Source organism: Limnospira sp. PMC 1279.21 (genome assembly GCF_032349615.1).
Classification (GTDB): domain Bacteria; phylum Cyanobacteriota; class Cyanobacteriia; order Cyanobacteriales; family Microcoleaceae; genus Limnospira; species Limnospira fusiformis.
Map to the genome: position 1 here is coordinate 1 of NZ_JARPLU010000016.1, position 13,625 is coordinate 13,625.

General features: G+C 45.1%; 13 protein-coding genes and 2 pseudogenes. 3 read left to right on the forward strand and 12 right to left on the reverse strand.

The window, feature by feature from the left end:
• Positions 1–58: 58 nt before the first annotated feature.
• The 7 genes and pseudogenes from P5683_RS04270 to P5683_RS04300 all read right to left on the reverse strand — a co-directional run.
• Positions 59–181, reverse strand: a pseudogene (locus P5683_RS04270) (MerR family DNA-binding transcriptional regulator); the annotation flags it as partial.
• Positions 182–781: 600 nt separating this feature from the next.
• A complete protein-coding gene (locus P5683_RS04275) occupies positions 782–1,174 on the reverse strand; it encodes a transposase (RefSeq protein WP_315639236.1) in 393 nt (130 codons plus the stop codon).
• A 51-nt stretch (positions 1,175–1,225) separates the two neighbouring features.
• The gene (locus P5683_RS04280) at positions 1,226–1,801 is read right to left on the reverse strand and encodes a transposase (protein WP_006626220.1); all 576 of its coding nucleotides are present in this window, start codon (positions 1,799–1,801) and stop codon (positions 1,226–1,228) included.
• 310 nt (positions 1,802–2,111) lie between these two features.
• Positions 2,112–2,753: a dual OB domain-containing protein gene (locus P5683_RS04285; RefSeq protein ID WP_315639238.1), complete on the reverse strand. Its 642-nt coding sequence runs from the start codon at positions 2,751–2,753 to the stop codon at positions 2,112–2,114.
• Between the two features lie 9 nt (positions 2,754–2,762).
• Positions 2,763–3,209, reverse strand: coding sequence for a DUF488 family protein (locus P5683_RS04290; protein WP_006626223.1), 447 nt, complete (start codon positions 3,207–3,209; stop codon positions 2,763–2,765).
• Positions 3,199–3,831, reverse strand: coding sequence for a DUF488 family protein (locus P5683_RS04295; RefSeq protein WP_006626224.1), 633 nt, complete (start codon positions 3,829–3,831; stop codon positions 3,199–3,201). Before P5683_RS04295 ends, P5683_RS04290 begins: the two co-directional genes overlap by 11 nt.
• A 428-nt stretch (positions 3,832–4,259) precedes the next feature.
• Positions 4,260–4,691 carry a CHAT domain-containing protein gene (locus P5683_RS04300; RefSeq protein ID WP_315639274.1) on the reverse strand — a complete coding sequence of 144 codons (432 nt, stop codon included), beginning with the start codon at positions 4,689–4,691 and terminating at the stop codon, positions 4,260–4,262.
• A gap of 41 nt (positions 4,692–4,732) precedes the next feature.
• On the opposite strand from P5683_RS04300, the gene P5683_RS04305 reads away from it, so the two are divergent.
• A complete protein-coding gene (locus P5683_RS04305) occupies positions 4,733–4,918 on the forward strand; it encodes a hypothetical protein (RefSeq protein ID WP_193520214.1) in 186 nt (61 codons plus the stop codon).
• 257 nt (positions 4,919–5,175) lie between these two features.
• Here the strand turns inward: P5683_RS04305 and P5683_RS04310 are convergent, their stop codons facing one another.
• The 4 genes and pseudogenes from P5683_RS04310 to P5683_RS04325 form a co-directional block, all read right to left on the reverse strand.
• Positions 5,176–5,676, reverse strand: coding sequence for a sigma-70 family RNA polymerase sigma factor (locus P5683_RS04310; protein ID WP_315639275.1), 501 nt, complete (start codon positions 5,674–5,676; stop codon positions 5,176–5,178).
• A pseudogene (locus tag P5683_RS04315) lies at positions 5,671–7,173 on the reverse strand (SAV_2336 N-terminal domain-related protein); the annotation flags it as partial. The gene P5683_RS04310 and the pseudogene P5683_RS04315, both read right to left, overlap by 6 nt.
• The gene (locus P5683_RS04320; RefSeq protein ID WP_315639242.1) at positions 7,173–8,216 is read right to left on the reverse strand and encodes a MoxR family ATPase; all 1,044 of its coding nucleotides are present in this window, start codon (positions 8,214–8,216) and stop codon (positions 7,173–7,175) included. The pseudogene P5683_RS04315 and the gene P5683_RS04320, both read right to left, overlap by 1 nt.
• A gap of 13 nt (positions 8,217–8,229) precedes the next feature.
• Positions 8,230–10,380, reverse strand: a complete 2,151-nt coding sequence (locus P5683_RS04325) for a hypothetical protein (protein ID WP_315639244.1) — start codon at positions 10,378–10,380, stop codon at positions 8,230–8,232.
• Between the two features lie 383 nt (positions 10,381–10,763).
• On the opposite strand from P5683_RS04325, the gene P5683_RS04330 reads away from it, so the two are divergent.
• Entirely contained in the window at positions 10,764–11,315 is a 552-nt protein-coding gene (locus tag P5683_RS04330; RefSeq protein WP_396442932.1) for a peroxiredoxin family protein, read from the forward strand.
• Here the strand turns inward: P5683_RS04330 and P5683_RS04335 are convergent.
• Entirely contained in the window at positions 11,312–12,355 is a 1,044-nt protein-coding gene (locus P5683_RS04335) for a phosphotransferase (protein WP_187757986.1), read from the reverse strand. The genes P5683_RS04330 and P5683_RS04335 overlap by 4 nt on opposite strands.
• 603 nt (positions 12,356–12,958) lie before the next feature.
• Here P5683_RS04335 and P5683_RS04340 point away from each other — a divergent pair.
• Complete coding sequence (locus P5683_RS04340) at positions 12,959–13,585, forward strand: DUF6745 domain-containing protein (protein ID WP_006626234.1); 627 nt, start codon at positions 12,959–12,961, stop codon at positions 13,583–13,585.
• Positions 13,586–13,625 lie beyond the last annotated feature (40 nt).

Below are 13,625 nucleotides of genomic sequence, written 5' to 3' on the forward strand. Positions count from 1 at the left end.
TAACGACTTTGCGTTTGTCACTGCCTGATTTGGCAGCAGTATATCACTCAACGTTTTATCGTCGTTGCCCAGCGGGGGTTCTGATGGTCTCGATTGAGCCATTGTCGTCCCATCTGCGGAGTGTTCTTTCATGGACTCCAAGGATTTGGGCCGCTTCCTTGGGTTTGACATATCTGGCAATAGGTTTATCCTCAACCCTTCTCGCTTATTATACCGTATTGCCCTAAAATATTAACCGAATTTGTGATTAAATCATGCTCTCTCCACGCTAAAGCAACGGAGATTCGGGAATGAACCAAAAGTTCTCACAGGCGTAGTCAAAGCGCCCCTATAGGTAGCCATAAGGCTTCCCTTTACTTTTTTTCGATGTCCCTTTTGCCTCTCGCCGATGAAACCACTTTGCTACCGACATTTCTGCATTATGCAAGTCTGCCCTCACGGGATGTTAAGCCCCTTTCATTCGGGTCTTAGAGAAGGCAGTTATATGATACCATAGCACCCGCCGGCGTAAGCACGCCTGTCGCTTTTCCTCCCCGTTAAAGAGACGGGGCTACCAAGCCACCGAGCTTTCAGCGTGTTGAGATCTTAAAACTTCCAGCAGTAGCCGTGGTGCAACCCACAGAATCAATCGTCCGGTATGATGACTTATCCGCAGTCCCCACAGCGGGTTTAGGCATAACCCAAACAAATCTTACCCAAAAATTCCCTGAGCAACTACCCTTGTTTTGACGCTCCCCGCTCTAAATAGACGGGGATTCTTCATTCATAGACTTGCCATAATTTAGCAGGATTTCTCCAACCAAACTAGAGGGCAAATCTCTGAAGCTTGAGATTTGGTGCGCCCCACCATACTTAATCCTTTTGGCAATATGTTTAAAGCAGCGTTTCTATCACGGAAGTCTGTATATCTGCAATGAGGGCAGACATGAGTGCGAGTAGATAACGACTTTTCTACCCTTTGGTCACAATTAGAACAATTCTGAGAAGTATTATGGGGTGGAACAGCAATAACCAATTTGCCATACTTATCCCCAAAATACCCTCGCCATCGTTTAAAAGTAGCCCATCCTGCATCGGTTATCGACTTGGCTAAACGATGATTTATAACCATACCTCGAACATTCAAGTCTTCACAAACTACCAAACCGTTAGATTGGACTAAACGGAGTGCCACGCTTTTGACAAACTCTTCTCGCTGTCTGCTTACTCTTAAATGTTTTTTGGCCTAAGGAGTTAAAGGGGTTATGGTATCTCTAGGATCTAATTTTATGGAGAATTGAACATAATATCCATCTGCTTGTCTAATAATCCTCACTCGCTTAATCTGTTCAGGCTGATAGTAATTAATATCCCTAGAGCCGATCAGCTTGAGCTTACCAATACCTTTTTGGTCGGTAAAAGTGATCTGCCGTTTATTGTCTGATAGTTTCCATCCAGAGACTTTATATTCTACCGAACGAGAATGTTTTTTGAATCTTGGATACCCCTTCTTCCCCTTGACCTGGTTTTGGCAATTCTCGTAAAAACGAGTAATGGCACCGAGAACCCTTTCAACTGTCGTTTGACAAGCATGATAGTTTAAATCCTTGACCAAATCAAACACCTTCCGCAGTGCTGTGTTGCATCGAAATAAGTCAACCTTACCTATGCCACGATTGTCCATCCAATAACGAAGCACCTTATTGCCGACAAACTGTGCTGTCCGTATTGCTTCATCAATGGCTTCGACTTGATGTGGCTTGGGTTGGACTTTGTATTCGATCACCAACATTTTGACACTGTACGCGCTGGTATCAGCCATTATAGCCTAAAAAATAAACGCGGGTTAAAACCCGCGAGTCGCCCTAACCCTCCCTTGAAAGACGAGGGCTTGCGGGCATCCCGTGTGATTTTCGTCAGATCCATAGCCAAAATTTTGGTGAAAATTTCTTGATTTCCTCCACAAGATCTTCACAATCTCATGGTTTGATGAGAATTAACTACTTTAGTAAACCGCCAGCACCCCTTTTATAAAATCGCTGGCCTATATGATCAAAGCATAGCCTGAGTCCATCGGACTTGGGCTATGTTGTCTGCGAGGAAAAAGTTGGTTTTTGCCGGGGCGGGTTTATTTACAGTTCCAGAACAGCAACCACTAGCCTGTAACATAGAAGCTGATCATCAGAATTCCGCTTTTTCCAAGGTTGAGAAAGGCTAAGAACCACCAGACATTCAGGACTTAAAATATAGTCATTGTCTAGTTTAGTACAAAGCTCTGGATCAGTCACGTTTAAGACCAAGCTGTTACCGCCCTCTAAAGGAATTTCCCCTTTCCACTTCCCGTAATTATTGCACCAAGTTTTAAACCCGTCAACCTTGACTATTTGTAATGTACGTCTTTGATGGCGAGGCAATGAAGATATGTATGAATAGGGGATAGCATTCAGCCAATCATGACAATGACTATGAATAATTTCATCATCACAATAACAAACTACGTCCATAGGGCTAACTCTGCCAATGTGCTTCCAGGAACCCCTTAAAATCAGTCTATTCTCGTATTCATATCCATTTCCTGTATCACTTAGAGGTATATCAACGATATCCAGAGGTTGGATAAGCCTTCCATTAATCTGAGACATATTTACCGGAATGCGACCATCATCCAATCTAGTCACAGGACGAACCCATTTACCTGTAGATATTTCTATCCCAGCAATACAACGGTCATTGTGCTTCCGAGAATTAGCAAGACAAATTAATTTTGCCATCATCCTTACGACTTATAGGTGATGAATGTTTATATTTCCCCATTTTTGGTTTAAGTATTCAGCAACTAAGCGACGATGACAGTTATGAGGTTTAGCCTCACTGCAAAGCAAACAGGCTCCATGAGCTAAATCTGGGGACAGTTTTTTTTCGATTTGACGCTCCTCCATCAGCGTTAAAAATTTCTGCTCGTATATCGACCAATCTCCTTTTTTCTTTTTGTACTCATCAAGAATATCTTTGGTGGGAGCCAAGTCTAAAATATGCACATAATCAATATCGTTGATAGTTTTCAAGAAATACTCTAAGTCGGCTCTTTTAGCGAATCCCGCCAATTGAGATACGTTATTTAGGCGAGTGTCTATAACTGTCTTAACACCTGCTTTTTTAAGAGTTTCAAAGAAATTTTGTGCGCTCTTTTTAGTGAAACCTATGGTGAATAAATCAACCTTATTTTTCATGGCTATTATCCGGTTCGACATAAGCAATCTCATCCCCCTGAAGTCGATAAGCTTGGCTCAAGCATTCTTCTCTTGTCGGTAAAATTTGGGGGGAAAATAGGGAAAGCTGAACTTCTTGTGAATCGCCAAAATCCCTAAAACCATGCTTGACAAGCATTCTATCTTCCAAATGCTCATGAGATTCTAAATCACCATTCTTGAGGATGTGATTTATAGGGATATCCAAATCCCGTAAGTGCTGACAGACCAAGATGGCTCTGTGACAGGTTAATGGATCTTTTTCAGCACACATCAGCGAAATCTTATGTTTTTTCAAACCTTTCTGAAGTCGCTTAATTCCTTGGTGAAACGCATCTGTGAGGGCAATTCTTTCATATACGGCTTTACCATTGATATAGCAGTCGGGGTTACTAGGTCTTGCACCCAGTTCCCGTCCCAGAAAAACATATTGAATTCCCTCTTTAGCGAGAAACTCTTGTAGGGATGAGCGATTGAAATGTGACAAGAATCGGCTGTAGGGATGTGAACGTACATCAGCAACAGCGGTTACTTGATGCTTTTGGAGCAGGGAGATAAAAGCATCTATCTCATGATTAGAGTGACCGATACTGAATAACTCCATGCTGCTCCTCTGTTGTTACCTAGTCATACCATCTTATATAGTAGGGTTCATCCAGGTATATGAACCGTGGTTATTATGATAGTACAGACGCGCTTGGCTTGTCAATCTTAACCAGTTTCCCAATCAGGTAGAGGGGGGATATCTAACTATTCATCAGACAAGGGCAACTCAGCACAACTGCGATCGCCCTATCCCATAACCCCTATGCCATAGGCCATAACCCATAACCCCTATCCCATAACCCCTATGCCATAGGCCAATTATCCCCCGGATTAGCTTCCCAGGGAAAAGCGATCGCTTCTGCAAACATTAACGGGGAGGTGGAGGCGAAAATTGCCCCCAATGTATTCGCACACGCAGCAGGATTTTGGCACTGGGGAGTTGATAACCCGTAACTACCCCAACGCCCAGGGCTATAATTATCCCGATCAACCCCCGATCGCCACAAACGCAGCCCAGTAGTAAGGAGATGAAAAAGGTTGACTCTCGGATTTTTTGCCCCATTGCAAGGTAAATTTCATCTGCTCCTGCCATTTCGGTGCAATCGCCGGACAACTATCAATCCAGTCTAACAAATTTTGCACTGTGGCTTCTCGCAGCCATTTCTGAGTCTGCTGCAACGCCGGAGCCACTGATGAATTAGGCTGCTGGTGGAGAATTTCATAAAAGCGAATCATTAAGATGGCAGTGGATAAATCATGTACACTCCACAGGGAGCAGACCACATTAGCAGAACCCGCCAAAAGAAATCCACTGGCTAAACTGATATATTCATCGGTTTGGTCAACGGCGACTTGTCCAGTTTCAGAGGCGGAAAGGGTTACAAGGCGGCAGTTGCTCAGGTTCAGTTGGGTGATGATTTGTTCTAGGGGATTGGTGACAACTTAAGGCTAGAGTGTAATTGTCAAGCTACTTTCGACAGCAGTTTGATGGAATGAGTCGTCCTCGCAAAAACAACCCAGATCATACTCGCCGCCACAATATGCCAGGGCCAAGTAGCGACGCGATTAAAGCCCACCTGAGCGACTTGTTGAGACCTGTGGTTCACGAGCAATTGAAATACTATCGCCAGTTGGGGTTGCGCTAACGAATTGTGGGGCTTCCTCTAATGGTGGCAGCAGTGTTGAGCCTGTTATGGCCTCAAAATGTGGGATCTCAAACCTTTCCATCCAAACCTCTAGCAACCTCTGAAAAAAACTGGGAGTTCCAACCAAGAAACCCCAGCTTTTTCCTTGTCTTCAAAAATGTGATCGCCCTGATCTGTAGTCTGTCTGAAACGTCCCTGCATCATGACCCAGCCTACTATTGATCACCATGACCCACAGGAAGCCATATCTGCGCAAACTAGCGAATGTACTTTTTAAGAATACTATTGCGATCGGAATGGCGGAGTTTACGCAACGCTTTAGCCTCAATTTGGCGAATGCGTTCGCGAGTCACATTAAAAATTTTGCCGATTTCTTCAAGAGTTTTCATCCGCCCATCATCGAGCCCGTAACGAAGTCGCAGGATATCCCGTTCACTGGGGCTTAATGTATCTAAGACACTTTCAAGATCTTCGCGCAACAACTTTTTAGAGACTTGAGCTTCAGGGGTTTCACCATCAGATTCAATGAAATCCCCCGGCTCTGGCTCTTCGGTAGGTGGGGGCGGTTCCTCAACTACAGAGGAGGATTCCAACTGTTCCGCATACTCTATATATGCTCCTCCCAATGACCTTAAAACCTGAGCCGTTACCCGCGCAAAAGCGATCGCATTCCCCTGAACTTCCCCTTCCCCTAACTGTTGCGGATTTCTCAAAATCGCCCCAAAATCTTCTACCGCAAAGCCCAAATTCCTCGCCACATAACCAGAAATCTCATCAATCACCCTCACCGTCTCATCCACCGGCACCGACTCTAACAATAACTCCCGGACTCCCGGCATAAAATCATATTGCACCAACTCCGGGTCAGTATCGATATCAATCTCCGATATCGGCTTCAATAACCCACCCAAAAACACCTCTGCCACGTGGACTGGCAAAGACTCTTTCAACAAAGTTTCCTGAATCAAGCGCACCACAGGTAAAGTAATCACAGGGGCTGCCGCCAACAACCCCGCTAATTTTCGCCCTACCCGAGAAGCCGTCGCCCGAAACCCGTTTACCCGCTTTTCTGCCGTTAATTCGCCGCCAGAATTGGGTCTTTGCCTCCGTCTTTGATGTTCTGCATACTTAAATAGATATCCCGCTGCCCAAACTTTACCTTTCCCCGCCACTAATCGCGCCCAACTCCCTACGGATTCCGATTCTAAGGTAAAAATCGGCACCTTCACCACCTGATGAGTGACTTCCTCATCCCACCACAACGGGAATTCATCAACCTTTAAATTCTGATTCCAATCTCCGGGATTAAGTCCCTGTAACCTCACCAACGCTTCCCAACCTAAACCGCTTCTTTTCCACATCCATTCAGGCAGCATCTGCAAAATAGCCATCAACCCCCGTTTCCCCCACAGGTCTAAAATGGGAGTCATTTTCCCCTCTCGCCACACCTTCGACACACAATCACTCACCACAATCACTAACCGTCGCCCAGTGGGGTCGATTAATTCCTTGGGACTGCGAGGGGCTTGATGTTTCGCCGTTGCCCCTATTCCCCGCCGAATTTTGAACGCTTCCGGGTTATCGGTGAGCAAACTCCAAACTCGGACATCTCGGAAAATTCCATAGTTCTTGAGGAGTTTTTCTAAGTCTCGCAGGGTATGCCGCCACAGCAACATCGAGAAGGAATCCTCAATCACTAAATCTAAGTCTAACCAAGGTTCTAGGCGAGGTCTTAAAACGGGAATCCAAATCCCTTGGCTGGCAATTTGTTCGCTAGTGGCGACTTCATCAATCACCCAATCTCGCCCCCCAGAAACTCGACGCATCAGGGGTTTTAAGGCTCTGGCTAAGGTCAGAGGTTCCCGGAGTGAAGGGGCATCGGAAACTCGAATCGGTAAACCCCCTCCACCAGCAGCGGTTTGACTGGGTTCCGGTTTGGGGACAATTTCCCCTTGGGGCGGTTGGGGGGTTGCTGAGGCAGCAGGGGCAGGAGGTTGGTTTTCTGGGAGATTCTCTGGAGGGGTTGTGGCGGAATCCTCTGGGGTAGGGGGTTGAGGGGCTGGTTCTGTGGGCGGTTGGGATGAACTGCTGCTGTCGGTGGGGGGTTCAGCCCCAGGAGAAGCACTGGCTTCCTCTGGGGGGGTTACAGATTCAGAATATTGGTCAATGTGGCAAGCCAGCCAAAAGATATCCGCAATGTCTTTGGCGGAGAGTTGAAATTCCTGTTGTAAGGCTTGAACCAAGTCGGGATTCATTAGTCTTCTGAACTGTTCAGATACTTCATTAAGATTGTTACCAAATCTTGCTCGTCGCTGACTTCCGGTTTTAAGTCTCGCGTCACCATATAAATGGCATTTAAGAGTTGGTCGGTGGCGAGGTCTCCCTGGCTGCGACGCTTGATAAACTGGTCGATGAGTTGATTAATTTTTGCGGGGTTTTGGGTGAGGCTATCTTCCCCTAAATGGGCTTCGACAATTTCTTTTAAGGCGGTAGAATTGGGTTGATAGGGCATGGATAGTCTTAAACAACGCCGGAGAAAAGCTGGGGGAAAATCCCGTTCTTTATTGTTGGTGAGGATAATCAAGGGAAAGTTAGAGCAGCGAATTTTCCCATTTTGGACGGGAACTGAAATTCCATCAGCGGTGGTGACTTCGACTTGATTTTGCTCTGGGCTAATGCGGGCGAGTTCGGGAATGGGGAATTCCCCCTCTTCAAATAGGTTGAGGAGGTCGTTGGGGAGGTTGATGTCACTTTTATCAATTTCGTCGATGAGTAGAACTCTGGGACGATGAGCGGGTAAGAGGGCGGTTCCTAATGGACCGAGGGTGATGTAACGACCGATATCTTTACTTTTATCCCCCATTTGAACGTCCTGGAGACGGGCGATCGCATCATAGCGATAGAGTCCATCTTGCAAGGTGGAACGAGCCGTAATATACCACGGCAACACCGGACCCAGTTTCAATTCGTAAGCCACCGCATAGGCTAAGGAGGTTTTCCCGGTTCCCGGTTTCCCGGTTACTAACAGGGGTCGCCTCAGATATAAGGCAGCATTAACCATATTCACCACCCGATTTTGCTCCTGGGTCTCAGGGCTATGAATCCGAAAACTTTTCCCCCGTTTCTGGTCGCGAGTTTCCGAGTCCAAAGTCTGTAAAAAATCGTTCCAGCGGCTGGCAATTTCTGCCACCAAACTCTCTTCTACTCCCGTAAACTGTCGCCAACTCGGAGGCGGCGGCAATTTCTCAATCCCATCATGGGGGTCATGATTTCCTTGAAAGATTTTCCAGGTGTTCATAGGGTTAGGTGGGTTATTCTCCGGGTTGCATGAGTTCAATCATCATCTCAGGGGTGAGACGATAAGGGTCTTCCCAGAGAAAGCCTAAATGACATCCGAGATGATCGGGTCCATTTCCTCGGGATTGCGATCGCAGTTCTTGGACTGACTCGGTTAACTGACGCAAAGGGCGACAGGTGAGCAGTTGATTGATACTCTCAGCATAGTTGGAATTGGCATCAGGGCATCGGGGCCAAAGGGCGATCGGTGTTGCGGCTTGTAACATGGCTTTGACTAAAACCTGGAACTGCTCAGAGGCGGTGGGACAAGTCAACTTTAAGCCTATTTTCTGGGTTAATTGGTGGGGCAGTTGCCGAGAGTTGAAGCTGTGGAGGTCTTCTAGGCTCTCAAAACTTTCTAACGGGGGATATTGGTCTAAAATCTGGCTGACTTTCCCCCAGTTTTCATACCACTGATTGAGGTAATTGTCAAGATAATCGAGATTTAATCGTTCAAGCGATCGCACTCGCAGTCCGTACCTCATCCCCCAACAAGTTTCAGGAGCAATCCGGTCAAATTCTAATTGCCATTGGTCAACTTCGGTACTGAGAAACTCTTGGGGCAAAAACACTTCAATAGTTAAATGATACCGCTTTCCTCTCAGCAACTTTAAGGCTTTTCTGAGACATTGATTTAACACACTCTGAATCTCCGCCTGAGTACAACTTAACCCATATTCCCCAGGTTCATCTAACAGCGGCTTAAACGCGGTATTGGGGTCATTTTGGATTAAGGAATTATCCTTCACTAGCCAAGCCTTGACGATGAATTGCTCAGACTTTTTCTGGGACTCCACAGTAACCAGCACATAAGACTCTAAGGGATGGGGTAAATTATCGGCTTCTTTCTGGGATGTCTGATTTTCCAATAAGTTTAAGAATTTATCTAAGCATTGATACCGCAAAATCTGGGTCAAGCTGCTGAGTTCAGAAGGTGAAAATTTATCCTCTAAAATAGCATCATCTGGTAATTCAGTATGGGCAAACTCTATGACATCTTTATCATAACCAATACGCTGCAATATTTGAAGAACTTGTTGCGATATCCCTTCTAAATTCATGGGTTTTCTATCTTCAAAAATTCCAGGAATGGGGAGGATAATCGATGATTTGATTAGAGTTTTGATTTCCTCAATTCCTTGATTCGCTTGGTCAACCCCTGCGTGAATTTCTTCAAGCTGCCGGGGAATGGTTCCTAAAATATCTCGAATACTGCCATAACTCGACTCAAGCCTTGCGGAAATCTCTCGCAGGGTTTGCCGTTGTTGTTCTTCGCTTCCCTCAAGTTGACGCTGTAAGTCATCAAAATGTTGTTGGATTTTGGCAAACTCTAGAATCTGATAGGCTTGACTCGCTTCGCCGTCATTTTTGAGTTGCAGTAATTGGCTGAAAACACTTCCAAACTGAGTATTTTGCTGTTCATTTAGCCCAGCCAAGTCAATCCGCAACCTGGTCAGTAAATCCAACATTAAACCCGCGAAAGCCTTACCATCTTCGGCAAAATCTTCCTTGAGGGTTTGACGGAAGGCTTGGGGGAACTCATCATAAAGCAATTCGGAGACTGTGGCAGAAACTCCATCAGGAAACTGAAATCCTCCACCCGGACAGGCTTCCATATTCAGCCGTCTAAAAATATCTTGCCAATCTTCCAGTTCCAGGATTTCATCACCCTTTGGAATCAGGATATCTGGGAGTTTACCCTCACCAAGTTCTGGGTATCTTTCCGATTCTCCTGTCTCTTCATTTAGCCAACGACTCCATAAATCTACCCATTTGTCGGGGGTGATTTCGGCAATCTTCAGAAGATGGTGACGAGTCTTTCTATCATGCTTAAACTTAGGGACGGCTTTATCGGTAATAATGGCGGCGATCGCTTTGCCAACGGCTTGTATTAAATCGTGGTTTTTCAAAGAAACCCCAGGATGTCCGGTGGTGGCATCCCCTAACTCATTCGCCACATTTCCGGCTATAACTGAGCCAATAGCCTTGCAAGTTTCTCCCAAAAACTCTTGAGCCTCTGGGTTCGAGAGTAACCCCACGACACCCAAGGCTGGGGGGAATGTGCAGGTTGCAACATAGCAGGCTCCAAATACTCCCAGCCGATAGAGGGTCTTTCTGACCGCCATATCCTGCTCCGTCTAACTCATGGACTGATTCTACCAGAAACCGCCTAGAAATCTGATGTCTGGGGTCATGGTTTTCTGGGATTTTTGATTCCACCGGATTAACCTTCTGCTGCTGTCTGGGAATTCTTGTGCCGCTAGGCTTGACAGGTGCTGCCAAGCCATGATACTATATCTATGTACAGTTTCACAATTGAGATATGTATCCTTTAAAAAAAATTAGCAATATTCCCATTATCTAAAAGTATAGCCCAGGTTTCCCAAAAAAGCAAGGAACCCCCCCAGAAAAAAAATTTTCGTAACATTTCTTTACATTTCTTTACAGAAGTTAACATAATTATGAATTACATTGATAGCTAATCAAGCAGAGTAGATATGAGATTGAGATGATGCTAACTTCCAATGACTTTAGTGGGTTACTGAATCAAAGATTTTTCCGAAACTTTTTACCCATTCCGGCGACTGGGACTTTACACTTAGGGAAAAAGACCCCAGACTTTGAATTACCAGACATCACGAATAATGGGAAAGTGCGTCTGTCTGAATACCGAGGTAATACGCCTGTTATTCTGGCGTTTACGCGAATTTTTACGGAAAAGCAGTATTGTCCCCTATGCTACCCCCACATAAAAGCTCTCAATGAAAATTATGCAGCTTTTGTGGAGCGTGGCGCTGAAATATTGATGATTACCAGTACAGACACAGCACAAAGCCAGACCGTGGTTAAAGATTTAGGTCTAAAAATGCCGTTGTTAAGTGATTCTAGCTGTGGTATTTTCCGACTTTATCGTGTAGGTCAAGCCTTGGGCGCACCTCTTCCGGCTCAATTTGTTTTAGACCGTGAGGGAATCTTACAATATCGCCATTTATTTTCGTTTCTTGAACCCAATGCGACAGTCCCTAAACTGCTGAGTGTTCTGGATGAACTAGCTAATTAAAAACCAGGCTGCCAATCTTTGGATTCTAAGCGTTTGAGCTGTTGTAGGTAACGAGAAAAATAACCATGATTTAAGCGGCTGTAGTCGTACATTTTGGCGCTTTGTAAGCTAATCGCCCAGGACCAAATTTGGGCAACTTGGGTGAAGGCGGGTAAGGTATATTTTTCCCAATCAGTGAGGGGGTAAATATCTTGATATCCTTGTATAAAAGCGTCTCGGCTACTACGTCCTAACCCGGCTTGTAGGGAAACTTGTAAAAATTTGGCGATGTCAAAAATGCGCCAACCATAGCCACATTGATCAAAGTCGAATAGGGTGATATCTCCTGAATTGGTAAAATGGGCGTTTCCACTGTGGGGGTCTCCCCAACAAATTCCCCATAGGTCAGCGTTTTTGGGGAAATCAGCTAGTTGAGCCCGGATTCTCTCTGCTGTATTATGTAAGTCTGATAGGTCAGACGATCGCAATTGTAGGAAGGGGGCGATCGCTTCTACGGAACGATCTAAGAGGTATTCTAGGGTTAGTGGCGATCGGTAATGGTCTGTATGGAAGTGACGAGAAACCTGATGAAGACGGGCGACAGTTTGACCTAGTTGGCGACTTTGGCTAGAGTTTAAGTCTCCTAGGGGGATTTGTCCTGATGCGTAGGTGAACAGGGCTGCATATCGTTTCCCCTCCGGTGCATTAATTTCTACTAACAGTTGATTCTCCCAAGTCCTTAACGGGTGCGAAACGGGAATATCTCGTTTCCGCAGAAAGTCCAACAGGTCTAACTCGAATTGGGTTTCTGACCTGGACCGCCAATGATGATGGGACACTCTGAGAATGTAGGATCTGATCGATGTTTCGATTACATATATATCACTCAAGCCTCGATGCCAAAATTCACAACTCTGGACTGCTTCGAGTCTATACTTAGGCAGTACCTTGGAAAGTAAAGCATCACAGGCTAGGGTTGAGTAACTGACGGGAAATGTCTCTTCTGTAGTCGTTAGGCTTAGTCTAGATCCTTTGCTTTTGGTGCGACTAACAGCAATCATGGCTTTATACCTCCAAAGTTATTTGATGAGTGTTGACGGCTTCTCTGGTCCCACACAGATGCGATCGCTTTAGCTGGCTAACGGTTTCCCTCCGTTGTTGGTAGCATCTGTATTGACTATTTCCCTTTTTTGGATCAATTGGCTGATTCCTCGCCTGATTCCCTCAACTATCCGGTTATTTCTACCATCAAAAATTATCAAACCTTTTTGGTATAAATGACAAGCTATGGCGACGTTGAACCACCAATCGATCACACCATTTGATTCATTATCATATTTCTTCTAGCCTAAAATTGTAAGATAAAAATGACATTTTTATATTTTTTTTCCAGATGATTTTCCCGGTCAATAATTCTTAACTATTTATTTGTATTTTTCCCGAAAACTGATATAATGGACGATTATGCCATTCCACCAAGCCATACTACAAATCGAATTTTTTGGCAAGTCTGATTTGAACAAAATCTGCGATTTCTGGTTGATCACTTAGCAACTATCCTCAAATTTGGTAAAATTGATTACAGTTTTTGTAGTGGTTATGCGCTATGGCTGACCTGATAGCTGGGAATATGAAACCAATTAAATCAATGGGACATGGAAGTGATGAGATGTCTGATTAAATCAGCCAAGGAAAAAGCTAATCAGCCTCATGATTTCACGAGGTTAACAGATAACAGGTCTCGCTTGCACGCGATCGCCAAACCCGCTATGGTATTTGAGGACGGTTATCAGGTCTACGCCCATCATGGCTGGATTTTCCGAGAAGATTATCTATGGGGGGTTGAGTTAATCCGTCATAGTGTGGATGAAAGCGATCGCCTCCACGCCGAAGGGGAAGCCGCCATCGAATTTTCCGATGGATTTTGCTGTCACGTCCAGGGGGTAAGGTTACCGGAAAAATACGGCAAACTGCACCCAAATCCATGGCAATCACAATGGTTATTAACGGAACCAAATGCGGAACGAATAAGGGTGTTAATTGAGGGGATAGGTTATGGCAGAATTTGCCAAGAACTCGATTCGGTAGAATTAGATAATTGGCGGGAATATAATTTATTAAAAATTGATAACTATCAGGAAAACGAGCCAATTTTATTATTAAAAATGACCTGTGGGAGTACCAAATCAATTCATGTCCTGCGGGTTCCCCCAGATATGACCTCAGCTAGGGCGGCGATTAAGTGGGTGAACTGGGGGATTGACCCGGAAGAATTTGCAGTGTCAACTTAAACAATATTTAATGATTATGCGATCGGCAAAATGTCTCGTT